We start from the raw sequence: 22,384 nt of genomic DNA on the forward strand, positions 1-22,384 counted from the left end.
GTCAAGCCCAGGTCACGGAAAAGTCCTGGTAGCCCCGCGCGGTCGCGGCCCGGGCCGCCTCGTCCTCGGCCGCCGCGCGGTCCGGGCGGCGGAGCGGATCGAATTCGGCCAGCGTGAAAGTCAGCCGTTTGCCGGACGCCTTCATCCGCCAAGTGCCCAGAATCTCGCCGTCGACCAAAAGAGCACCCGGGCTGCCGAGAATTTTCCACACCTCTTTCGCCCGCGCTTTGTCCGGCACGAGGACGGCTTTGTCGCGGCCCTGCGTGTACGGATCGAGCGGCGGCAACAGGCGTACTCCGGCAGGCGACGGCGGGTTCTCCAGCGCGGCCAGCCGGTCATTCGGGATGAAGGCCCGGCGGCTGTCCACTTTGACCTCGGTGACCGCGGCAGGCCACGTTTCGTTGATGCACGTCTTCGCGGTGCCGACGAAACCGGCCGCGTCGCCCGGCGTCGCGGGTCCGTTGAAGCGCAAATACTGCTCAAGCACCCGCGAAACCGCCGCCGGAACCGGGCGCGTGGACATCCGTCCGCGACCCTCCAGCGGCGCGAGCGTCGCCGGACTCTGCCCGGCTTCGAGCCGCGTGCCGCCGTGGAGCGCAGCGACGCGCATGAGCTGCTCGTGCACGTGGGTGACATTGCAGGGACGGCACCAGCGGCTGAACGAGGGCGGCAACAACTTCGTGATTTCCCCGCTCACCGCCCCCTTGGTCATCGGCTTGGTGACCACCTTGCGGATCGCCCGCGCGGTGGTGAACACAATGTCCACTGGGGACTCCGCTGCCGCCTGGATGTCCTTCTTCTGCCACAACATCCGCGCCAGCGCGTCCGGATCGCCGATCGGCACCAAAGCGGCCGCCAGCTCCGGCAGATCCGGGCGCCGGTGGAAATGTGGCGCGCCCCGGTGCGACCACACCAGGGCGAGCCGCTGATCGTCCACAAGAGACTCCGGCGTGACCGGACCAGGCATCCGGGCCGTCAGCGAGAGCAAAGCGGTGTCGCGCATGCTGTCCTGCAGACCCAGGTCCAGCAGCGGCAGGTCGTACGGATCGGCGACGGAGCGGTGCAGCCCCTGCTCGGCGATCCGGTACGCCAGCGCCTGTGCGCGCGACACCTCCAGCATCCCGGCCTCCTTCAGAGCGTGTAATCGAAGGTGTACGACACCGTCGGCTCGCCCAGTACGCCGTGCACTGTCCCGGAGCCGCCGATGCCGGCCAGTTCGCCGGTGCCGGAGCCCGGCACGACCTCGAATTTCGAGCTGATGCTCTTCGGGTCGAAGCTCCACTCCTGGCGGACGACGAACGTGCCGCGGCGGCCGTCGACAGTGCCCTCGAACCGGTCGTAGCCCGGCGACGTGGTCGCGCCGCCGTCGTAGCCCTCGCCCGGGTAGTACAGCAGGTAGTCGCCCGTGGCCGCACCCTGGATCACGCCCGAGTAGTCCATCGCGGCGTGCACGTACGCGACGCGCGGGCCGTCCTCCTCGCCGCTCGCCACGTGCTCTTCCCACTTCGTCATGCCAAACGTGTTCATGCCGCTTACTCAATCACCTATACCTGCCATCTTGTGTCAGGTATTTCAGTCATACTTGCCACATGCGTGCCGGCCGTTTGCTCACCGTGCTTCTCCTGCTGCAGAACCGCGGCCGGATGACCGCCGAGGAACTGGCCGCTGAGCTGGAGGTTTCGGTCCGGACCGTGTACCGGGACATCGAGGCGCTGTCGGCCTCGGGCGTGCCGGTCTACGCCGACCGCGGCCGCAGCGGCGGCTACCAGCTCGTCGACGGCTACCGAACCCGGCTGACCGGGCTCAACGAGGACGAAGCCCAGTCGCTGGCGCTGGCCGGGCTCCCGGTGGCGGCCGCGGAACTGGGGCTCGGGACGGTGCTGGCGGCGGCGCAGCTGAAGCTGTACGCCGCGTTGCCGCACGAGCTGCGAAGCCGCGCGGGCCGCGTCGCCGAACGCTTCTACCTCGACGTTCCCGGCTGGCATCGCGGCATCGAAAGCCTGCCGACCCTGTCCGCGGTCGCCGACGCGGTGTGGGCCGGGCGACGGGTCCGCGTCCGGTACGAACGATGGGGCCAGCGCGAGGTCGAGCGGGTGCTGGAGCCGCTCGGGCTGATCCTCAAAGCAGGCAACTGGTACCTCGCCGCCCGGTGCGAGGGGACCGATCGCACCTACCGGATTTCGCGCATCCACGAGCTGACCGACCTCGGCGAGGAGTTCGAGCGACCGGCGGAATTCGACCTCGCTCGTTACTGGCAGGAGTGGTCCGAGCAGTTCGAACGCCGGATGTACCCCCGAAAGGCGACAGTCCGCCTCTCGCCGAGGGCCCAAGCTCTCGTACCGTTCTACGCGGGCAGCGTCGGTGCCCGGGCGCTGCGCGAGGCAACCGCCGCCGGAGCGGAACCGGACGGCGACGGATGGTTGACAATCGACCTGCCGGTCGAACCGGGAGAAGCCGCGATCGGCGAACTGCTGCGGTTCGGGCCGCATCTGGAGGTGCTCGCGCCGGAGGGGCTGCGGACGGAACTGGCGGCGGCGATCCGGGAGATGGGGCAGGCGTATGAGTAAGTGCGGCGGGGCTCGGCTGGCTGCCCGCCTTCGCCGGAGACGGGACGAGCGGATGAGCGAGCTGATCGGATTTTCGCAAGAGACGGGGCAAGCGAATGGGTGAGCTGGACGGCGTGCGGATCGGCGTCACGGCCGAGCGGCGCGCGGACGACCTGATCGGCGCGTTGCTCCGGCACGGCGCGGAAGTGCGGCACGCGCCGACGATCACGATCGTCCCGTTGGCCGACGATCCGGAACTGCGTCGCGGCACCGAAGCCGTGCTCGCCGCGCCGGTCGACCTCACCGCGGTCACCACCGGGGCCGGGTTCCGCGGCTGGCTCGACGCGGCCGAGGGCTGGGGACTTCGCGAGGCGCTGCTGGACGCACTGGCCGGGTCGCGCATCTTCGCGCGCGGGCCGAAAGCGGTCGGCGCGGTGCGGGGCGTCGGCCTGCGCGAGGAGTACTCCGCGCCCGGCGAGACCAACGACGAGCTGTTCGGCGCGCTCACCGAAGCCGGTGTCGAGGGTGCGCGCGTCGCGCTGCAACTGCACGGCGCGCCGCTGCCGGAGTTCACCGATCCGCTCGCCGCAGCCGGGGCGTCGGTGCTCGCCGTGCAGCCTTACCGCTGGCACACGCCGCCGGATGCGGAGCCGGTGTTCTCGTTGATCCGCGAAGTGCTGTCCGGAGAACTGGCCGCGTTGGTGTTCACCAGCGCGCCGGCCGCGACGAATTTCCTGACCCTCGCCGACGAATCCGGCCACGGCGCGGAGCTGCGCGAGACCCTGCGCGGTGGCACGGTCGTCTGCGCGTGCGTTGGTCCGGTGACCGCGGCGCCGTTGGAGGCAGCCGGGATCAGCACGTTACAGCCGGAGCGTCAGCGGCTCGGCGCATTGGTGAAGCTGGTGGTCGCGAAGCTCGGTTAGGACGCTTCGGCCTGCTGTCGTCCCGCAGCTTCTTCGCTGAGACCTTGTCGCCAGTAGCCGGTGAAGCAGATGGCTGTCTTGTCGAAGCCGCGCTCGCGGACAAGGTGTCGCCGAACGAGCTTCACGACGCCTGCTTCGCCGGAGACCCACGCGTACGGCGTGCCGTTGGGCAGCTCAGCCGCGCGTACGGCGTCTACGAGCGCTTCGCCGTGCGTACGTGCACCGCGGACTACCCAGTGCACCTCGACGACACCGTTGGTCTCGAAGGTCTGTCGCTCCGCGCGGTCCGGAATCTCGACGTACACCGACGCGCGCGCCGACTGCGGCAACCGCTCGAGGATCCCGCCGATCGCCGGCAGCGCGGTTTCGTCGCCGACCAGCAGCTGCCACGTCGTCCCGTCCGGCACGTCGTACAGCCCGTGCGGCCCGAGGAACGCCACCCGGCCGCCGACCTCCGCCTGCCCGGCCCACGTCGACGCCGGGCCGCCGCTCTCCTCGTGCAGCACGAAGTCGACGTCCACCTCGCCGGTCTCCGGACGCGCCGCGCGCACCGTGTACGTCCGCATCGGCGGCCGGACGTCGTCGGGCATCGCGAGGTAGCGGCGATACCAGGACAGGACGTCGTCCTCGCCCACCTCGGCGGGCGGCAGGTGCGGCTCCTCGTCGCCGGGGAGGGGGAAGAACACCTTTACGTACGCGTCCGGCGCCGCCGGGCCCGCCGCCGCGAGACCCGGGCAGTCGAAGGTGACCCGCGCCATGTGCGGAGTGACCCGCCGGACCGCGGTGACCCTGCCGGGGTGGTAAGTCAGGACGCTCATGAGGTGAGGCTAACCTAAAACATGCGGGCCGGGCTATGGCCGGGGAGGATGGCGGACGCCACGGTTTGCCGGGAGGGAGCCAGTTCGCGCCCCAATGACAGGACCTTAAGCCGCGTCGCCCCGCTGCCCGGCGCACCGGACGCGCCGGGCAAGGCGAACGTACGTGAGGGGAACCCTGAGGGAATCAGATTCCCTCAGGGTGGCCCTCACGGACGTTCACCGGGGTCACGCAGCCCGGGCAGCCACGACTCAACCGCACCCGCAACCTCGCCCTGAGCTCCTGGCATAGGGGCGGTTGTTTGCCGGGCCGCATGCCGCTGCTTGGCGGGCCGCACGCGCCGGTAGGTCGTCGAGCGGAGGCGGTCGCCCGGCGGCCGTCGTGCGGAAACAGTCCCGCGGCAGCCCTAGAACAAGCCGACCGGCTCGTCCTCCCCGGGCTCGTCACCGTCCGGGCGCCAGCGGTACTTCCGCAGGTCCACCTTGTCGCCGTCCGCGAGAACTCCCTCGGCGCGCAGCCGCTCCAGTTGTTCGTGCAGCAGATGCGGCGCGGGGGTCCCGTTCGCGCGGAGGATGCGGTGCCAGGGCAGGTCGTGGCCGTCCTCGGCGAGGGCGCGGCCGACCATGCGCGGAGAGGGAGCGCCGGAGAGCGCTGCGACGTCGCCGTACGTCGCGACTGTCCCCGCGGGTACGTCGGCGATGACTGCGCGTATCCGCTCGTGCAGTTCGTCGTTCATGACCCGGGGAATGATAGTCCCGCCGAGGGGTGTGCCGGTGCGCCACCCGGGTGAGCGGGCATGGTTCCATCGCTGATGTGCACGTGCGGAGAGCAGGGACTGGGCAGGCGCGGCTGGTGCGCCCGCCGGTCCCCGCCGCACCCACGTTCACCTGGGACGAGGACGCTCGACGGCTGCTGTCGGCGCCCGCGGGATTCCGCCGCGTGCTCGGCGGGCCGGGCACCGGGAAGACGGCGCTGCTCGCCACCGCCGCCGCGCGCCGGATCGCTGAGGGGGCGGAGCCGGAGAGCGTGCTGCTGCTCACGACGTCCCGCCGGGCCGCCGACGCGCTGCGCGCCGACCTCACACGGCGGCTCACGTCGGACCCGGATCAGGAGTCTCCGCTGCCGCGCACGGTGAGTGAACCGCTTGTGCGCACAGTGCATTCGTACGCGTTTTCCTTGCTGCGTCTGGAAGCTCGCGCCGAGGAACTGCCGCCGCCGCGGTTGCTGGCAGGGGCGGAGCAGGACGTCGTCGTGCGCGAACTGCTGGAGGGCGACCTGGAGGCGGGCGCGACCGACTGGCCGGAGCAACTGCGTCCGGCGCTGACCGTGCCCGGGTTCGCCGAGGAGCTGCGCGACCTGCTGATGCGGGCGGCCGAACGCGGGCTCGGGCCGGAGGATCTGACTGAACTCGGGCATCGCCAGGACCGCGAGGAGTGGGTCGCGGCGGGGCACTTCTGGGCGCAGTACGAGGAGGTCACCCAGCTGCAGGGGGCGGGTGGCAACGCGCTGGGCCTGCCTGCCGCGCCCGCGCTGGACGCCGCGGAGCTGGTGACGTCGGCATTGCTCGCGCTGGAGGACGACGAGGAATTGCGCGAACGTGAGCGCGGCCGCGTCCGGCATTTGTTCGTGGACGACGCACAACACCTGGATCCGTTGCAGGTACAGCTGATCCGCACGATCGGGCACACCGCGGAGGAGTTCGTGGTGGCCGGCGATCCGGATCAGTCGGTGTTTTCCTTCCGCGGCGCGGATCCGAAACTGTTCGCCGATTCCGACAACGACGGCGACCGGACGGTCATGCTGACCACCTCGCACCGGCTCGCTCCGACGGTCCGGGCGGCGGTCGCGAAGCTCGGTGCGACGTTGCCGGGTGCCTCGCCGCATCGGAAGTTGGTTACTCCGCAAGGGAAACGCGGCGGCAAGGTGCGGGTGCGGCTGATGCCGACTCCGGCGGCGGAGGCCAGCTGGATCGCCGACCAGCTTCGGCGGGCGCATCTCGTCGAGGGAGTCCCGTGGTCGGAGATGGCGGTGCTGGTCCGGTCTCCGGCTCGGACTTTCCTTGTGCTGCAACGTGCCTTGCGTGCGGCTGGGGTGCCGATCGGTTCGGCCACTGAGGAATTGCCGCTGGCGAAGCACTCCGCGGTACGGCCGTTGCTGGCGGTGTTGCGGATCGCGGCGGAGCCGGAATTGCTGGACGTCGACATCGCGGAAATGTTGCTGTCCTCGTCGCTCGGCGGAGCGGATCCGTTGGCGTTGCGACGGTTGCGACGCGGTCTTCGCCGGCTGGAGTTGGCCGGCGGCGGGCAGCGGTCGAGTGATGAATTGCTCGTGGAAGCGTTGCGGGGCGGTGACATTCTCGTCGGTCTCGCTGATAACGAAGCGTTGCCGGTTCGCCGGGTCGGCAAGCTGTTGAGCGTCACGCACCAGGCGGTGAGCCGCGGCGAAAGCGTCGAGCAGGTGCTGTGGGAGCTGTGGCGGGCGAGCGGGCTGCAGGAACGGTTGCTGCGTCTGGTGGATCGCGGCGGCTCGCTCGGTGCGCAGGCTGATCGCGACCTGGACGCCGTGGTGGCGTTGTTCGACGCGGCAGGCCGGTATGCCGATCGGTTGCCCAAGGCGAGCGTCGCGGCGTTCGCGGATTACCTGTCGTCGCAGAACATCGCGGGGGACACGCTCGCACCGGCGGCGATTCCGGGCGAAGGGGTTTCCCTGCTGACAGCGCACGCTTCGGCGGGTCGCGAGTGGACAGTGGTCGCGGTCGCCGGGGTGCAGGAGGGCGCGTGGCCGGATATGCGGCTGCGTGGCTCGTTGCTGGGTGTCGAGCGGCTGGTCGACCTGCTGTCCGGAGTGGACGAACACGACAAGGTGTCCGCTATCGCGCCGATCCTCGCCGAGGAGCGGCGGCTGTTCTACCTCGCGGCGAGCCGCGCGCGCCGGACGCTGCTGGTGACCGCGGTCGCCGGGGAAGACGAGCAGCCGTCCCGGTTCCTCGACGACCTTGAGGAGAACGGTGCCGACGACGGCATGCTCGACTCCCGGATGAAGCCGCCGGGCCGATCGCTCGTGCTGGCCGAATTGGTCGGCGAGCTGCGCGAGGTCGTGTGCGACGACAAGACGGATCCAGAACGCCGGAAGCGGGCGGCGAAACAACTCGCCCGGCTGGCCGCGGCTGGGGTTCCGGGGGCGCATCCGGACACTTGGTACGGATTGATGGAAGCGTCCACTGAGGACCCGGTGCACGGGCCCGGCGACCTCATGCGGATCTCGCCGTCCACTGTGGAGATCCTGGTGAAGTGTCCGCTTCGCTGGCTGATCGAGCGCCACGGCGGCAGCGATCCGGCGCAGCTGGCGGCGGTGACCGGAACTCTGGTGCACGGTTTGGCGCAGGCGATCGCGGGCGGCAGCACGGAGGAGCAGATCCAGGCCGCGCTGGACGAAGCGTGGGTGCGCGTCGACGCCGGCGCGCCGTGGTTCTCCCGGCGCGAACGGTCGCGGGTGGAGCAAATGCTGCGCAACTTCGTGTCGTGGCTGGAAAAATCGCGGCAGGAGCTGATCGAGGCCGGGGTCGAGCAGGACATCGAGGTCGAGTTGCCGATGGGCGACGAAGAAGTGCGCGTGCTGCTGCGCGGACGCGTCGACCGGGTCGAGATGGACAAGGACGGCCGTCCGGTGATCGTCGACATCAAGACCGGCAAGGTCCCGGTGTCCGGCGCGGACGCGGAGAAGCATCCGCAGCTCGCGGCGTACCAGCTGGCGGTGCTGCTGGGCGCGGTCGAGGGCAAGACGACGCCCGGCGGCGCGAAGCTCGTGTATGTCGCGAAGGGAAACAACAAAACCGGGGCCACCCAACGGGATCAGCCGCCGATGGACGAGGACAACGGACGCGAGTGGCTGGAACTGGTGCGCTCGGCCGCGGCCGCCGCGGTCGGTCCGGACTACCAGGCGCACGAGAACGCCGACTGCGACCGGTGCCCGGCGCGCGGTTGCTGCCCGTTGCGTCCGGAAGGCCGTCAGGTGACCGGACCGTGAGCCCGGTGGTGATCGCCAATCCCGTCGGGCCCGCGGAAATCGCCGACGCACTGGGGTTGCACCGTCCGACGCCCGAGCAGGCGACCGTGATCGCGTCGCCGGTCGAGCCGTCGCTGGTCGTCGCGGGCGCGGGCGCGGGGAAGACCGAAACCATGGCCGCGCGCGTGGTGTGGTTGGTGGCTAACGGAATCGTGAGCCCGGAACGCGTGCTCGGGCTGACCTTCACCCGGAAAGCCGCGCGTCAGCTCGGGGAGCGAGTGCGGGCGCGGTTGCGGCGGCTCGCTGGTTCGGGGCTGCTGGAGCGGATCGATCCGTCGGGCGCGTTGCGGGCCACTGTGGTCGCCGGTGAGCCGACGGTGCTGACCTATCACGCGTACGCCGGGCGTTTGCTTTCGGAGCACGGGTTGCGGCTTCCGGTGCAGCCTGGTGTCCGGTTGTTGTCGGAGACTTCGTCGTGGCAGCTGGCGCATCGAGTGGTGTCCACTTGGGACAATGACCTGGACACCGACCGCGTGCCGCCGACGGTCACCGCACAGCTGCTCGCTTTGGCCGGGGAACTTGGCGAGCATCTGATCTCGACGGAGAAGCTCGGGCAGTACACCGAGTGGCTGTGCGAGGTCATCGAGAATGCGCCACGCGCCAAAGGCCAGCGCGCGTCACTGCCGGTGAAGTTGCAGGAAGTGCTGGCAGCGCAACGGTTCCGGCTGGCGCTGCTGCCGTTGGTCGAGGATTATCATCGCCGCAAACGGGCGGAAGGCGCGCTCGATTTCGCGGATCAGATGTCTCTCGCGGCGCAGCTCGCCGACGGATATCCGGCGGTGGTGGCGGGGGAGCGCGAGCGGTACGGGGCGGTGCTGCTGGACGAATACCAGGACACCGGGCACGCGCAACGAGTGTTGCTGCGGTCGTTGTTCGGCGGCGTTGAGCATGCGCCGATGCCGGTGACCGCGGTCGGCGACCCGGCACAGGCGATTTACGGCTGGCGCGGTGCGAGTGCGGCGAACCTGCCCCGGTTCACCACGGACTTCCCGCGCCGTGGCGAGGAACGGCTCGAAACCGCGCACGAATTCGGGCTGCTCACCAGTTTCCGCAATCCGCCGGAAATCCTGGAACTGGCCAACGCGATCTCGGAACCGTTGCGGCAGCGCGGACTTGGCGTCGAACGGTTGCGAGCGCGGGACGGTGCCGGCCCGGCGGACATCGCGGTCGCGCTGTTGCCGGATGTGCGCGCGGAACGCGAATGGGTCGCTGACGCGATGGCCCAGCGTTGGCATGCGGAGAAAGAAGAATCCGGCAAGCCGCCGACCGCCGCGGTGCTGGTGCGCCGCCGCGCGGACATGGCGCCGATCGCGGCGGAAATGCGGATGCGCGGGCTGCCGGTGGAGGTCGTGGGCCTCGGCGGGTTGCTGGACGAACCTGAGGTCGCCGACCTCGTGTCCACCCTGCGGGTGCTCGCCGATCCGCTGGCTGGCAGCGCGGCCGCTCGGTTGCTGACCGGTGCGCGCTGGCGGATCGCGGCGGCGGACGTCGCGGCGTTGTGGCGGCGGGCCAACGAACTCACCTCGCCCGAGCCGCGGGCGAAGGAGGGCGAAGAACCGGAACTGGTCGCCGAACGCGCGGAACAGGCCGGGCTGATCGACGCCGTCGACGAACCCGGTGCGCCTGAGCGGTATTCCGCGGAGGGCTACCGGCGAATTCGCCGTCTGGGCGCGGAATTGACGGCATTGCGCCGTCGGTTGGACCAGTCGCTGCCGGAATTGGTGGCGGACGTCGAACGCACGATGCTGCTCGACGTTGAATCGCTCGCCCGACCTGGGTCAGCGGGTCGCGCGCATTTGGACGCGTTTGCCGAAGTCGTTACTGACTACGCGGAGACAGCGCCGACAGCGACTCTATTGTCCTTTGTGGACTACCTGAACACCGCGGCGCACGCGGAAGACGGGCTCACGCCTGGTGAGGTGCAGGTGGTTCCGGATCGCGTGCAGGTGCTCACCGTGCACTCCGCCAAGGGGCTGGAGTGGGAAGTGGTGGCGGTCCCGCATCTGGTCGCTGAGGTGTTTCCGGGCAAGCGTCGTTCGTCGTCGTGGTTGCGTACTTCTACTGCGCTGCCCGCGCATTTGCGCGGTGACGCGGCGGATCTGCCGAAGCTGCAGATCGCGGAAGGCTATGACCGCAAAGAAGTGCAGGAAGCGCTGGAACTGCACGAGGAAGGATTCGTCGCCCGCGAGGCCGACGAGGAACGACGGTTGTGTTACGTCGCGCTGACCCGTTCCGAGCGGGCGCTGCTCGTTTCCGGACATTGGTGGAACGAAAGCAGTACTCGAGCCAAAGGGCCGTCGATCTTCCTCTCCGAAATCGCTGAGGTGATGAACGAGGCCGATCCGCCGCTGGGCGTGGTGGACGTCTGGGCCGAGGAGCCGGAGGAGGGCGAGGAGAACCCGCTGGTCGCGGACTCCCGGACGGCGCAGTGGCCGGTGGACCCGCTGGGCGAGCGGCGGTCCGGCGTCGCCACCGGGGTGGATCTGCTGCTGGCGGAAATGGCCGCCCTGGAAGAGGAACCGGAGCCCGAACCGGAAGCCGAGCCGCTTCCGGCGGCTGACGACGACGAAATCCCGTTGCCGCCGGAACCCGAGGACGAAGAAGAATTCCTGCCGGACGACGAGTACTTCGAAGACGACGAGGACGTCATCGATCCTGAAGACCCGGACGGCTGGGCTGCCGACACCGACGTCCTCCTCGCCGAACGCGCCCGCTCGCAGTCCACAGTGGATCGCGTTGCGCTGCCCGCGCAGCTGAGCGTGAGCCAGTTGGTGGACCTGGCGTCCGATGCGGACGCTCTGGCGCAGCGCCTGCGCCGACCGCTTCCGTTGCCGCCCAATACTTTCGCTCGCCGCGGCACGGCGTTCCACAGCTGGCTGGAGCAACGGTTCTCCGGCGACCGGCTGCTGGAGATCGACGACCTCCCGGGCGCGGCCGACGTCGGCGAAGCACCGGACACCGATTTCGAATCCCTGCAAGAAGCTTTCGAGAACAGCGAATGGGCCGACCGGGTCCCGGTCGCCGTGGAAGTCCCGTTCTCCGCGGACGTCGAAGGCATTACCTTGCGCGGCAGGATGGACGCGGTGTACGCGGACCCCGACGGCGGCTGGACCGTCGTGGACTGGAAGACCGGCTCCGTCCCGTCCGAAGAACGGCTGCCGGCCTTGGCTATTCAGCTCGGTGCGTACCGATTGGCGTGGGCCGCGCTGAAGAAAGTGCCGGTGGAACGGGTGCGCGCGGCCTTCCACTATGTCCGGCATGGACACACGCTGCGCCCCGCCGACTTGCTGGACGCGGAAGGCCTGCGCGCCTTGCTGCGCAACGTTCCGCAGGAATAGAAGCTAGGCCCGATCCCGGACGGTCAACGCCCAGTTCACCAACGGCCATTGCAGCGGCAACCGAAGCCACGCCACCGCGCGGTCGCGGGCCGGGCGACCCCGCCGCTGATAATCCAACGCCATTTTCACATTCCCCGGAAACACCCCGACGAACAGCAGCGCCGCCGCCAATCCGCCGAGCCGGCGCGTGCGCGGCATCGCGATCCCGGCGGCGACGGTCAGCTCGGCGACGCCCGACGCGTACGTCCAGGTGCGCCGGTCACCGGGCAATTCCTTCGGGACCAGCGCGTCGAACTGCTTCGGCCGGGCGAAGTGCAGGACGCCCGCCCCGGCGAGGACGGCGGCGAGAAGAAGCGCTGGACGTTGCGACGCGCGAGGCTCGGACATGCGGCAAGCCTGCCACAGCATGATCGCCGCGACGGGTGTGCGGGTGCTCCGATTGGGTTATCCTCCCGGCTGTGAGTGACGCCGAACGCGCGCGGGGAGCCGGTGCATGAAGGCCTTGAAACGGCTGCCCCTCAACGTCCGGTTGAACGACCGGCCCGACCACGAGCTCGTCGGCGTGATCCGGATGCCGGAGCTGACCGTCAGCCCGATGCGGGCGATCGTCAAGCGGATCATCGGGGCGATGCTGGCGCTGCTGGCGACGGTGCTGATCGTCTATCTCGACCGGGACGGCTACCGCGACGCGAACGGCGACGGCCTTTCCCTTCTCGACTCGCTTTATTACGCGACAGTTTCCCTCTCGACCACCGGCTACGGCGACATCGCTCCGGCCACCGCGTCCGCGCGGCTGGTGAACGTCATCGTGATCACGCCGCTGCGGGTGCTCTTCCTCATCGTCCTCGTCGGGACCACCCTGGAAGTGCTCACCGAGCGCTCCCGGCAGGCGTTCAAAATCCAGAAGTGGAGGACGAAGGTGCGTGACCACACCGTCGTCGTCGGTTTCGGCACGAAGGGCCGCTCGGCGGTCAACGCGCTGCTCGGCGACGAGGAGGTGCAGGCCAACCGCGTCGTGGTCGTCGACACCGACCAGCAGGCGCTGGACGCGGCGAGCGCGCTCGGCCTCGTCACCGTGCACGGGTCGGCGACCAGGGCGGACGTCCTGCGCGTCGCGGGCGTGCAGCACGCACGGGCCGTAGTGGTCGCGCCGAACCGCGACGACACCGCCGTGCTGGTCACCCTCACCGCGCGCGAGCTGGCCCCGAAGGCGCACATCGTGGCGTCGGTGCGCGAGGCGGAGAACGTGCACCTGCTGAAGCAGTCCGGGGCCAACCAGGTCGTGGTGTCGAGCGAGACCGCCGGGCGGCTGCTCGGGATGGCGACATCCACTCCGCTTGTAGTGGACATGGTCGAGGACCTGCTGACCCCGGAATCCGGACTGGCGATCGCCGAGCGCGGCATCGAACCAAGCGAGGAAGGCGGCTCGCCCCGGCACCTGGCGGACACGGTCCTCGGCGTGGTGCGCGACGGCGTGCTCTACCGGGTGGACGCTCCGCAGGCGGACGCACTGGAGCCGGGGGACCGGCTGCTGTACGTCAAGAAGGTCACGCAGGTGGATCACATCGAGCGGTGAGGTTCGGCGGGCTCGCTGGGGTTCGGTTGGGTTCGGGGCGGGGGCCGCGTTGGGTGCGTGGGACGCAACCAATGCCGCTTTGGGTGCTTCACCCATGCGCCGCCGCCGCAACGGAATGCGCTGTGTGAGAGGCACGCAACGCGGCATGGGGCGCTCGCGCGGGCGAGACGAGGCTCCCCGCCCCGCGCCAGGGCAGAGGCGAGGGCCGACCGGCACCAGGTAGCGGCGGGAGGGCCGAGCGGGGCTGGGTGGCGGCGAGGTCTGGCCGGAGCCGGGTAGTGGCAAGGGCCGCCCCCGAGTCGGGTGGCGGCGAGCATCCACCGGGAGTGACGGACGCGACCTCGCCCGGGGTCCCCCGTGCGCGGGCACCTCACTGGGTTTTGCCCCCGGCATCTGGAAGCATGGCGTCGTGCAGGTTTCCGACCCCCCGCATAAGAGCGCGGTCAAGCGGTGGCTTCAGGTGGGCATCCCGGTCGCGGTCGGGGTGCTCGTCGTGGTCCTGGTGTGGCTCGCCGGTCCGGGGATGCTCGGCATCCGCGCGAAGACTCCCGGTGCGCCGGTGGACGCCCAGGTCACCAAGGCCGTCGACTGTTCCGTTCCCGGAGCGGCCGAATCGGTCTCGTTCCAGCTCGGCGGCAAACCGCGGCAGGGCACCCTCGACAGTTGCGGGCACGGGAAGGACGAGCATCTCCAGGTGCTGGTCCCGGACGACGCCCCGGCGGACGGGATCGTCTCCGTCACCATGCCGGACACCTCGGCGGGCGCGCAGGACCTCCGCGCGCCGATCGCGCTGGCGCTGCTGGTGTTCGCCTGTTTCTGCGGCGGGATGTACGCGTACCTGGTGATCCGCGGTCCGGGCAAGCTCGCGCTGCTCAGCTGACGCGACCCGGAGCACGGGAAACCACTACATCCGTAGTGCTCGGCCGCGAACCACTACGGGCACAGTGGCTGCCAGGTCAGCTGACGTCCGACGAGGAAGCGGCGAAGGTGTTGCAGTCCGCGATCCGGTTGTCCTTCGCCCCGGCGCGCCACCACTGCGCGTAGTGCGCGTTGGTGCCGTGGTCGTGGCTGCGGGAAGTGTTGTCCCCGCGGGTTTCCTGGTCGTTCCAGGCCTTGTTGTACATGTCGCGGGTGATCGTGCCGCCGCGGTCGACGTGCGCGCCCAGGAACATTCCGGAGAAGCACTGCGCTTGGAGTTCTTTGCGGCGCGACATCTCGAGGCCCTCGGGGCTGTTCTGCCCGGCCGCGTAGATCTTCTGCCACGCGGCGTCCATGATGCCCGCGACTTCCTGCACGTGGTGGCCGTACTCGTGCGCGAACAGCGCCAGGTAGACGCCGGGATTGTTGCCGTACTGGTCGGTCTGCAGGCCCTTGAACGGAACGTACAGATTGTTCTCGCAGTAGTACGCCGCGGTGGCGATGCCGACCTGGATGGTGCCGCATTCGGTGTCGAAGCTCGGGCCGGTCGGGAAGTGCAGCGCGGGCGGCGTGAACGGCAGGTTGTAGGACTCGAGGAACGGGCCCCACGCCGCGTCGAGGCATTTGCTCGCGGCGGTGAAGAAGGCTTCGGCGCCGTCCTGCGTGCTCGTCCACGGCGGGAGGTTGCAGACGCGGTTCTGCAGGCCGGCGTTGGGATCCTGCAGGATCGGGTGGTCGGCCAGCTTGAGGATCTTGTGCGGGCCGGCGCTGGTCGAGGTGCTCGGGCTTTCCGACGGACTGGTCGGCGTGCTCGAAGGGGCGGACGAGCCGCTGGTCGGCGGCAGTTCGTAGGCGGAGGAGGGCGACGGCGGCGCGGCCTGGTAGCCGGCGTTGCTCGGCCCCGACCCGCGGTTCAGCGAAACGATCGCCACGACGCCCAGCGCCAGCACCGCGACCGCGCCGAGGCACAGGCCGACGATCAGCCCGGTCGGCTTGCGCGGCGGCACCGGATAGGACGGCGGCGGCTGCTGCCACGGCGGCCCCTGCGGCGGCGGGCCCTGAAACGGCGGTTGCTGCCCCTGGTACGGACCCTGTCCAGGCTGGGCCTGGTAGCCGCCTTGCGCCTGGCCCGGGTACTGGCCCGGCGGCACCGGTCCTTGACCCGGCACCGGCGGGGGTTGAACGGTCCCGCGTGGCGGCACCTGGCCGTAGGGCGGTTGCGTCATCAGGGCAGTCCCGGTGGGTCTCGGCGCGGGCCGGGCGTCCCCCGGCTTGCCGTTCAGCATATCGGGGGACGCCCGGCCCGCCGCAGCACTTCGCCGGACTGGCTTCCCGTCCGGACGTCCCCCCAGGTCTGGCCGGGTGCGGACGGCTCTGGAAGAGTGACGGCAGCAACCGCAAGGGCCGTGCAGACGAGGGGCTCCGATGACAAATTCACCCGGTTCGCCCGGGCCGGGGGACGACACGCCTACGCCGAGCCGGGGCTTCGCCGCTCCCGATCCGGACGCGTCCGCCGCCACCCCGCCGGAGACCGGCGAAACGGACACCTCGTCCGCGCCGTCCGGCACGAGCGCCGGAATTTCGTCGTCCGCCAGCCAAAACGCCGCTTCGACCGGGACGAATCCGGCTGCCGGGACGAACCAGACCGGCGCGGATTCTTCGGCTGGCAGCGAAAATCCCGCTGGTGCGACGCCACCGTCGAGCGGCTCGAGCGGCGGGGCTTCGCCTTCGGCCGGTGAGAATCCGGCGTCGTCGCAGCCGGGCTGGGTGAGCCCGGGTGGTGCGACGCCGCAGTCGAGCGGCTCGAGCGGTTCGGTCGGTGGGAGTTCGCCTTCAGCCGGTGAGAATCCGGCACCGTCGCAGCCGGGCTGGGTGAGCCCGGGCGGCGCGACATCTCAGCCGAGCGGCGAAAGCGTGACTTCGCAGCCGGGCAGCGAAAGCCCCGCTGGCACGACGTCGCAGTCGAGCAGCGAAAGCTCCGGCGCGACCCCGGAGCCGGGCAGCGAGACCTCGGCCGGATCGGCTTCGTCCCCCGGCGCGACCCCGTCGCAGCCCGGTGCGTTCCCGCCGCCCGGCGGGACTCCGCCTCCGGCAGGCGGCGGGCAGTGGCAATCCCCGGGCCAGCAACCGCTTCCGCAGTACCCGGGCGGCGGCTACGGCCGTCCCGGCGCGGGCTGGGGCCCGAACGGGCTGGGCAAACCGGGCGTGATCGCGTTGCGTCCGTTGAACGTCGGCGACATCCTCGACGGCGCGATCACCGCGATCCGCCGGTATCCGCTGCTGATCCTCGGGGTGTCCGCGGTCGTCGCGGTGATCTCGGCGGGGCTGAACCTCGTCGCGTCGCTGTGGCTGGTTCCCGATTTCAACCGGGTCGCCCAGCTCGGCCCGGCCGCGACTCAGCAACAGCAGCTCGACGCGGCCTACAGCCTGCTCGGCTCCGCGCTCACCTCGCTGCTGCCCGTCCTCGTGATCTCCATGCTGACGCAGACTTTCCTCACCGGCTTCCTCACCGTGGTGATGGGCAAGGCGGTGCTCGGCCGTCCGGTCGACTTCGGGTCGGCGATGCGCGAAGCCGCGCCGCGTCTGCTGCCGCTGCTGGCGGTCACCGTCCTGTACACGTTGGCCACGATGGTCGCGGCGGTGTTCTGCCTGATCCCGGCCGTGCTGCCGTACGTGTTCTGGTCGCTCGCCGGTCCGGCGCTGGTGCTGGAACGCGGCACCATCGGGCAGGCGTTCACGCGGTCGCGGCAGCTCGTGGCCGGGATGTTCTGGCGGGTGTTCGGGGTGCTGCTGCTGGCGGCCGTGATCAGCTGGCTGATCTCGGCGATCATCGGCATCCCGTTCAGCCTCGGCTCGGGCGCGTTCAGCGGCATCTTCGACCCGCAGGCGACCCTGCCGACGGTGACGACCGGCGGCCTGGTGCTGCAGTCGGTCGGCAAGGTGATCGCGGAGACGATCGTCATGCCGTTCACCGCGCTGGTCACCGTGGTGCTCTACATCGACCAGCGGATGCGCCGCGAGGGCATGGACATCGAACTGGCCAGGGCGGCGGGCATCCAGCCGCCGCAACCGCCGCGGCAGGCGTGGTGATCGGCTTCCTCGCCGACGTCCCGGTCGACATCGACCGGGACCCCGCCCGGCTGCGGGCGATCCAGGAACTCACCGATCCCGGTTACGCGGCCGCGCGGCCGGGGGTGCTCGAACGGTTCTGGCAATGGCTCGGACAGCGGATTTCCGAGCTGTTCGACGCGTTGTCCGGAGTGCCCGGCGGCCCGCTCGGCCTGCTGCTGGTGGTGGCGCTGCTGATCGTGCTGATCGTGGTCGTGCGGCTGCGGGTCGGCAAGGTCGGCCGGGCGGCGAAAACGTCCGGCGAGGTGTTCAGCGGACGGCGGCGAACGGCGGACGAGTACCGGAAAGCCGCCGAGGAAGCCGCCGCTCGCGGCGATTTCGCCGACGCGGTGCGGGATCGGTTCCGCGCGCTGGTGCGGGGAATGGAAGAACGCGCGCTGCTGGACGTCCGCTCCGGCCGGACCGCCGACGAGGCCGTCGCCGAAGCCGGGAGGTTCCTGCCGGACCTGGCTGTTGACCTCATCGCCGCCGCGCGGCAGTTCGACGACGTGCACTACGGCGGACGGCCGGGCACCGAATCCGGCTACCGCACATTGTCCGAATTGGACGATCGCGTCCGGCGTGCCCGACCGGTACTGGCGGACGCATGAGCACGGCCGTTTCGCCGGATCTGCGCCGAATTTGGCGCGGTGCCCGGGTTCCGCTCGCGCTGCTCCTGCTGATCGTGATCATCGCACTGGCCATTGTGCTCAGTCGCGGCAAACAGACCAGCGGCGAGTTCGACCCCGGTTCCTACGAACCGCGCGGAAGTCACGCGCTCGCGCATTTGCTGGAGCAGCAAGGCGTTCAGATCCGCGCCGCGCATTCGCTTGCCGAAGCGCGCGAGGCCGCCGACGGCGGAACCCTGCTGATCACCAACCCGCAGTTGGTGCCCGCGAACGGGTTGGCCGATCTGCGCCGCCGGGTCGCGCACCTCGTGCTCGTCGCGCCCGGCTCGACCGCGCTGGACATGGCCGCGCCGACTGTTTCCTCGGCGGGGGCGGGAGACATCCGTACGCTGCAACCGGATTGCACGGTCGGCGCGGCGGTGAGCGCGGGTTCGGTCACGCTCGGCGGACGCCATTACCGCACGGACGACAAGACCGCGCGCACCTGCTATCGCGACGGCGGCGAACCGACTTTCGTGCAACTGGCCGACCGGACTGGCACCGTGACCGTGCTCGGCTCGGCGGAAGCGTTCACCAACGACCAGATCGCCGAGGAAGGCAACGCGGCGTTCGGCATGCGGCTGCTGGGCGATCACCGGCAGCTGATCTGGTACGTACCGTCCACAGAGGACCCCGCGCTGGACAGCGAAAAGAAGCCCTTCGTCGACCTGATCCCGCCGGGCTGGCGATACGGCGCGCTGACCGTAGGGATCGCGATCGTCCTGTTCGCACTGTGGCGCGCGCGACGGCTCGGGCCGGTGGTGCGGGAACCGCTGCCGGTGGTCGTGCGGTCGGCGGAAACGGCGGAGGGACGGGCCCGGCTGTACCGGCGGGGCGGCGCGACCGGGCACGCGGCGGAAACCTTGCGCGAGGCGGCCCGGACGCGGCTGCGAAAGAGACTGGGATTGCCGCGCGACGCCGGTCCGCCCGCGGTGGTGGAGACGGTGAGCGCGCGGACCGGCCGGGCACCGAACGAGGTCGGGGCGGTGCTGTACGGCCCGCAGCCGTCCGACGAGGCGGCGCTGGTGCGGTTGGCGGACGAATTGGACGCGGTGGAACGAGAGGTGGAGCGTTCTTGAGTACCGAACAAATGCAGGACGCGCGGGCGGCCCTGATCGCGTTGCGCACCGAGGTCGGGAAGGCCGTGGTCGGCAACGACGCGGCCGTCACCGGGCTCATCCTCGCGTTGCTCTGCCGGGGGCATGTGCTGCTGGAAGGCGTTCCTGGCGTCGCGAAAACGTTGCTGGTGCGGGCGTTGGCGGCGTCGCTGGACTTGAAGGCGACGCGCGTGCAGTTCACGCCGGACCTGATGCCGGGCGACGTTACCGGGTCCATTGTGTACGACGCGCACAGCGGCGAGTTCTCGTTCCGCGAGGGCCCGGTCTTCACGAATCTGCTGCTGGCCGACGAAATCAACCGGACGCCGCCGAAGACGCAGTCCTCGCTGCTGGAGGCGATGGAGGAACGGCAGGTGTCGATCGACGGCACCTCACGTCCGCTGCCGGATCCGTTCGTCGTGGTCGCGACGCAGAACCCGGTGGAGTACGAGGGCACCTACCCGTTGCCCGAGGCGCAGCTGGACCGGTTCCTGCTGAAGCTGACCATGCCGGCTCCGTCGCGCGAGGACGAGATCGGCATTCTTTGGCGGCACGCACAGGGTTTCGACCCGCGTGACCTCGCCGCCGCGGGCGTCCGTCCGGTCGCCGGCGCGGCGGATCTCGCTGCCGCGCGGGAAGCGGTCGCGAAGGTGACCGTCGGCCCGGAAGTGATCGGCTACGTCGTCGACCTCTGCCGTGCGACGCGGGAACTTCCGGCCGTGCGCATCGGCGTTTCTCCGCGTGGCGCAACGGCTTTGCTCGCCGTGACGCGTGCGTGGGCGTGGCTGTCCGGCCGGGATTACGCGACGCCGGACGACGTCAAGGCGCTCGCCCGTCCCGCGCTCCGGCACCGGCTCGACGTGCGGCCCGAAGCCGAACTCGAAGGCGTGACCGCGGACGGCGTCCTCGACCGAGTGCTGGCTTCCGTGCCGGTGCCGCGCTAAATGGCCGTCACCGGGCGGCTCGGGCTGCTGGCGCTCCTGGGAGCGCTGGTGGTCGGGCTGCTGTTCCCGTCCGGCACCGGCGTCGCGGTCGTGGTCGCGGTGCTGCTGGTGCTGGTCGTCGTGGACCTCGTCCTTGCCGGGAGTGTGCGAGCGCTGCGGTTTTCGCGCAGCGGCACCACTTCCGTCCGGCTGGGGGAGCCCGCCGAGGTCACGCTGACCGTCACGAATCCCGGCGGACGCACCGTTCGCGGTTCGCTGCGGGATGCCTGGCCGCCGAGCGCCGGTGCCGACGACCGGCACCCGCTCGCGGTTCCTTCCGGCGAACGGCGTGCTCTCGTCACCCCGCTGCTGCCGACTCGCCGCGGGGACCGTATTGCGGCCCGGGTGACCGTACGTGCGGTGGGCCCGCTGGGGCTGGCCGCGCGGCAGGGTTCGCACGAGGTGCCGTGGACGGTTCGCGTTCTGCCGCCGTTCCACAGCCGTAAGCATCTGCCTTCGCGGCTGGCTCGGCTGCAGCAGCTGGACGGGCGCAACGCGGTGCTGATTCGGGGCCAGGGAACGGAATTCGACTCGCTGCGCGAATACGTCATCGGCGACGACGTCCGGTCGATCGACTGGCGCGCCACGGCCCGCGCGTCGGACGTGATGGTGCGGACGTGGCGTCCGGAACGCGACCGGCAGGTCGTTCTGGTGCTGGACACTGGCCGCGTTTCGGCGGGCCGGGTCGGCGACGCGCCCCGCTTGGACGCGGCGATGGATGCGGCGCTTTTGCTGGCCGCGCTGGCTTCGCGCGCGGGGGACCGGGTCGATCTGGTGGCTTACGACCGGCGAGTGCAGGCTTCGGTGCCGAACGCGTCGACGCCGTCTTTGGTGAACGCCTTGGCGACGATCGAACCGTCACTGGTCGAGACGGACGCGCGGGGCATGGTGGCGGAAGTGCTGCGCCGGACCCGTCGGCGGGCTTTGGTGGTGCTGCTGACCGGGTTGGAACCGGCACCGTTGCAGGAGGGGCTGTTCCCGGTACTGGGGTCGTTGACCGCACGGCACGAGGTGCTGGTGGCTTCGGTGGCGGACCCGCGGGTCGCGGAGATGGCGGCTTCGCGGGGCTCCGCGGAGGCGGTTTACGACGCGGCCGCGGCCGAACGGGCGTTGGCGGACCGGGAGTCCTCGGTGGCCTGGCTGACCCGGCACGGGGTCGGGGTGGTGGACGCGGTGCCGGAGGAACTTCCGCCTGCGCTCGCCGACCGCTACTTGGCCCTGAAAGCCGCAGGCCGGTTGTAGGTCCGTGAAGGGCTCCTTGAGGGAATCTAGTTCCCTCAAGGAGCCCTTCACGGACTTCTATCCAGCTTCAGGAAGCGCGTCTCCGGCAGCCCGCCGGTCCACATCCCCAGTCTCGCCGCCCAGCGCGGCTCGACGTCCCAGCGTGAACACGTACGTCAGGAACAGCAGCTCCACCACCGCCCCGATGCCGATGCGCAGCCACGTCGGCCACCCCGACGGCGTCACGAACGCCTCGATCACGCCCGACACCAGCAGCACGCACGCCAGCCCCAGCGCCATCACCACCACCGAACGGCCCTGCTCGGCCAGTGCCGCGCTACGCGACCGGCGGCCCGGATCCACCACCGTCCAGCCGAGTTTCAGTCCGGTCCCGGCCGCGATGAACACCGCCGTCAGTTCCAGCAGGCCGTGCGGCAGGAGCAGACCCAGCAGGACATCGCCGCGGCCCGCTGAGGACATCAGGCCGATCGCGACCCCGGCGTTGAGCGAGTTCATCCACAGCGCGGCGATCACCGGCAGGCCGAGCGCGACGCCCAGGAACAGGCACGTCGCCGCGACCCACGCGTTGTTCGTCCACACTTTCGCCGCGAACGACGCCGCTGGGCCGTTCGAGTAGTACGTCTCGTATTGGCCGCCGGGGGCGGTCATCGCCTTCACCTCGTCCGGCGAGACCAGCGACGCGCGCACCTGCGGGTCGCCCGCGATCCACACGCCCAGCACCGCCATCACCGCGACCGACAGCAGCGCCGCCGGGATCCACCAGCGGCGGCTCAGGTACACCGCGGCCGGGAAGCGGTGGGTGAAGAAGAGCCCGACCTCGCGCCACGCCGGGCTGTGCGAACCGGCGACCGCCGAACGGCCGCGGGCGACCAGTGCCGACAGCCTCGCCAGCAGGGCCGGGTCGGGTGCGGTCGAGCGGATCATCGACAGATGCGTCGCCGCCCGCTGATAGAGCGTGACCAGCTCGTCGGCCTCCTGACCAGTCAGCCTGCGCCGTCCGGCCAGTTCGCCGAGCCTGCTCCACTCCGCGCTGTGCGCCGCGACGAACACGTCGACGTCCACCGGCCACCTCCTCTCCCGCCAGGATAGAGGCAGGCGCTCTAC

Annotated in this window: 18 protein-coding genes; 11 read left to right on the forward strand and 7 right to left on the reverse strand. The window is 70.5% G+C overall.

The window, feature by feature from the left end:
* Position 1 precedes the first annotated feature (1 nt).
* Positions 2-1,120 (reverse strand): DNA glycosylase AlkZ-like family protein, encoded by a 1,119-nt coding sequence (locus EIZ45_RS33770; RefSeq protein ID WP_134668922.1) that lies wholly within the window; start codon positions 1,118-1,120, stop codon positions 2-4.
* Between the two features lie 11 nt (positions 1,121-1,131).
* Positions 1,132-1,527, reverse strand: a complete 396-nt coding sequence (locus tag EIZ45_RS33775; RefSeq protein WP_134668920.1) for a DUF3224 domain-containing protein — start codon at positions 1,525-1,527, stop codon at positions 1,132-1,134.
* Between the two features lie 62 nt (positions 1,528-1,589).
* Here EIZ45_RS33775 and EIZ45_RS33780 point away from each other — a divergent pair, with 62 nt between their 5' ends.
* On the forward strand, positions 1,590-2,567 hold the full coding sequence (locus EIZ45_RS33780; RefSeq protein WP_134668918.1) for a YafY family protein: 978 nt from the start codon (positions 1,590-1,592) through the stop codon (positions 2,565-2,567).
* Between the two features lie 95 nt (positions 2,568-2,662).
* On the forward strand, positions 2,663-3,469 hold the full coding sequence (locus EIZ45_RS33785; RefSeq protein WP_134668915.1) for a uroporphyrinogen-III synthase: 807 nt from the start codon (positions 2,663-2,665) through the stop codon (positions 3,467-3,469).
* Here the strand turns inward: EIZ45_RS33785 and EIZ45_RS33790 are convergent.
* Together EIZ45_RS33790 and EIZ45_RS33800 are read right to left on the reverse strand one after the other, a co-directional pair.
* On the reverse strand, positions 3,466-4,287 hold the full coding sequence (locus tag EIZ45_RS33790; RefSeq protein ID WP_051172850.1) for a siderophore-interacting protein: 822 nt from the start codon (positions 4,285-4,287) through the stop codon (positions 3,466-3,468). The two genes, EIZ45_RS33785 and EIZ45_RS33790, sit on opposite strands and share 4 nt — an antisense overlap.
* 404 nt (positions 4,288-4,691) lie before the next feature.
* Positions 4,692-5,021: an MGMT family protein gene (locus EIZ45_RS33800; protein WP_134668913.1), complete on the reverse strand. Its 330-nt coding sequence runs from the start codon at positions 5,019-5,021 to the stop codon at positions 4,692-4,694.
* A gap of 116 nt (positions 5,022-5,137) precedes the next feature.
* Here EIZ45_RS33800 and EIZ45_RS33805 point away from each other — a divergent pair, with 116 nt between their 5' ends.
* A complete protein-coding gene (locus tag EIZ45_RS33805; protein ID WP_134736096.1) occupies positions 5,138-8,311 on the forward strand; it encodes an ATP-dependent DNA helicase in 3,174 nt (1,057 codons plus the stop codon).
* Positions 8,308-11,688 (forward strand): ATP-dependent DNA helicase, encoded by a 3,381-nt coding sequence (locus tag EIZ45_RS33810; RefSeq protein ID WP_134668908.1) that lies wholly within the window; start codon positions 8,308-8,310, stop codon positions 11,686-11,688. The genes EIZ45_RS33805 and EIZ45_RS33810 overlap by 4 nt, the downstream gene beginning before the upstream one ends.
* Positions 11,689-11,691: 3 nt before the next feature.
* On the opposite strand, the gene EIZ45_RS33815 is transcribed toward EIZ45_RS33810, so the two are convergent.
* On the reverse strand, positions 11,692-12,075 hold the full coding sequence (locus EIZ45_RS33815; protein WP_134668906.1) for a DoxX family protein: 384 nt from the start codon (positions 12,073-12,075) through the stop codon (positions 11,692-11,694).
* Positions 12,076-12,181: 106 nt separating this feature from the next.
* On the opposite strand from EIZ45_RS33815, the gene EIZ45_RS33820 reads away from it, so the two are divergent.
* Together EIZ45_RS33820 and EIZ45_RS33825 are read left to right on the forward strand one after the other, a co-directional pair.
* Positions 12,182-13,264 carry a TrkA family potassium uptake protein gene (locus EIZ45_RS33820; RefSeq protein ID WP_134668904.1) on the forward strand — a complete coding sequence of 361 codons (1,083 nt, stop codon included), beginning with the start codon at positions 12,182-12,184 and terminating at the stop codon, positions 13,262-13,264.
* Between the two features lie 409 nt (positions 13,265-13,673).
* Entirely contained in the window at positions 13,674-14,144 is a 471-nt protein-coding gene (locus EIZ45_RS33825; protein WP_370318217.1) for a hypothetical protein, read from the forward strand.
* 76 nt (positions 14,145-14,220) lie between these two features.
* On the opposite strand, the gene EIZ45_RS33830 is transcribed toward EIZ45_RS33825, so the two are convergent.
* Positions 14,221-15,408, reverse strand: a complete 1,188-nt coding sequence (locus EIZ45_RS33830; protein WP_240690910.1) for a neutral zinc metallopeptidase — start codon at positions 15,406-15,408, stop codon at positions 14,221-14,223.
* A gap of 199 nt (positions 15,409-15,607) precedes the next feature.
* Between EIZ45_RS33830 and EIZ45_RS33835 the strand changes: the two genes are divergently transcribed.
* From EIZ45_RS33835 to EIZ45_RS33855, 5 genes are read left to right on the forward strand one after another with little or no spacing between them, the layout of a single operon-like run.
* Positions 15,608-17,272 carry a hypothetical protein gene (locus EIZ45_RS33835; protein ID WP_240690909.1) on the forward strand — a complete coding sequence of 555 codons (1,665 nt, stop codon included), beginning with the start codon at positions 15,608-15,610 and terminating at the stop codon, positions 17,270-17,272.
* Entirely contained in the window at positions 17,266-17,901 is a 636-nt protein-coding gene (locus EIZ45_RS33840; protein WP_037815816.1) for a DUF4129 domain-containing protein, read from the forward strand. Before EIZ45_RS33835 ends, EIZ45_RS33840 begins: the two co-directional genes overlap by 7 nt.
* The gene (locus EIZ45_RS33845; protein ID WP_134668902.1) at positions 17,898-19,037 is read left to right on the forward strand and encodes a DUF4350 domain-containing protein; all 1,140 of its coding nucleotides are present in this window, start codon (positions 17,898-17,900) and stop codon (positions 19,035-19,037) included. Before EIZ45_RS33840 ends, EIZ45_RS33845 begins: the two co-directional genes overlap by 4 nt.
* A gap of 11 nt (positions 19,038-19,048) precedes the next feature.
* Positions 19,049-19,999: a MoxR family ATPase gene (locus EIZ45_RS33850; RefSeq protein ID WP_134668970.1), complete on the forward strand. Its 951-nt coding sequence runs from the start codon at positions 19,049-19,051 to the stop codon at positions 19,997-19,999.
* On the forward strand, positions 20,000-21,280 hold the full coding sequence (locus EIZ45_RS33855; RefSeq protein ID WP_037815810.1) for a DUF58 domain-containing protein: 1,281 nt from the start codon (positions 20,000-20,002) through the stop codon (positions 21,278-21,280). It begins immediately after the preceding gene.
* 57 nt (positions 21,281-21,337) lie between these two features.
* Here the strand turns inward: EIZ45_RS33855 and EIZ45_RS33860 are convergent, their stop codons facing one another.
* Positions 21,338-22,342 carry a stage II sporulation protein M gene (locus tag EIZ45_RS33860; RefSeq protein ID WP_037815808.1) on the reverse strand — a complete coding sequence of 335 codons (1,005 nt, stop codon included), beginning with the start codon at positions 22,340-22,342 and terminating at the stop codon, positions 21,338-21,340.
* Between the last annotated feature and the right edge of the window lie 42 nt (positions 22,343-22,384).

Origin of the sequence: Amycolatopsis sp. CFH S0740 (assembly GCF_004522315.1) — a bacterium.
In the GTDB taxonomy this organism is placed as follows: Bacteria; Actinomycetota; Actinomycetes; order Mycobacteriales; family Pseudonocardiaceae; genus Amycolatopsis; species Amycolatopsis nivea.

What these genes read in the sequence shown, in the direction of transcription:
- EIZ45_RS33770 (WP_134668922.1), bottom strand. Translation starts at nt 1,120, where the DNA reads ATGCTGGAGGTGTCGCGCGCACAGGCGCTGGCGTACCGGATCGCCGAG.
- EIZ45_RS33775 (WP_134668920.1), bottom strand. Translation starts at nt 1,527, where the DNA reads ATGAACACGTTTGGCATGACGAAGTGGGAAGAGCACGTGGCGAGCGGC.
- EIZ45_RS33780 (WP_134668918.1), top strand. Translation starts at nt 1,590, where the DNA reads ATGCGTGCCGGCCGTTTGCTCACCGTGCTTCTCCTGCTGCAGAACCGC.
- EIZ45_RS33785 (WP_134668915.1), top strand. Translation starts at nt 2,663, where the DNA reads ATGGGTGAGCTGGACGGCGTGCGGATCGGCGTCACGGCCGAGCGGCGC.
- EIZ45_RS33790 (WP_051172850.1), bottom strand. Translation starts at nt 4,287, where the DNA reads ATGAGCGTCCTGACTTACCACCCCGGCAGGGTCACCGCGGTCCGGCGG.
- EIZ45_RS33800 (WP_134668913.1), bottom strand. Translation starts at nt 5,021, where the DNA reads ATGAACGACGAACTGCACGAGCGGATACGCGCAGTCATCGCCGACGTA.
- EIZ45_RS33815 (WP_134668906.1), bottom strand. Translation starts at nt 12,075, where the DNA reads ATGTCCGAGCCTCGCGCGTCGCAACGTCCAGCGCTTCTTCTCGCCGCC.
- EIZ45_RS33820 (WP_134668904.1), top strand. Translation starts at nt 12,182, where the DNA reads ATGAAGGCCTTGAAACGGCTGCCCCTCAACGTCCGGTTGAACGACCGG.
- EIZ45_RS33830 (WP_240690910.1), bottom strand. Translation starts at nt 15,408, where the DNA reads ATGACGCAACCGCCCTACGGCCAGGTGCCGCCACGCGGGACCGTTCAA.
- EIZ45_RS33835 (WP_240690909.1), top strand. Translation starts at nt 15,608, where the DNA reads ATGACAAATTCACCCGGTTCGCCCGGGCCGGGGGACGACACGCCTACG.
- EIZ45_RS33845 (WP_134668902.1), top strand. Translation starts at nt 17,898, where the DNA reads ATGAGCACGGCCGTTTCGCCGGATCTGCGCCGAATTTGGCGCGGTGCC.
- EIZ45_RS33850 (WP_134668970.1), top strand. Translation starts at nt 19,049, where the DNA reads ATGCAGGACGCGCGGGCGGCCCTGATCGCGTTGCGCACCGAGGTCGGG.
- EIZ45_RS33855 (WP_037815810.1), top strand. Translation starts at nt 20,000, where the DNA reads ATGGCCGTCACCGGGCGGCTCGGGCTGCTGGCGCTCCTGGGAGCGCTG.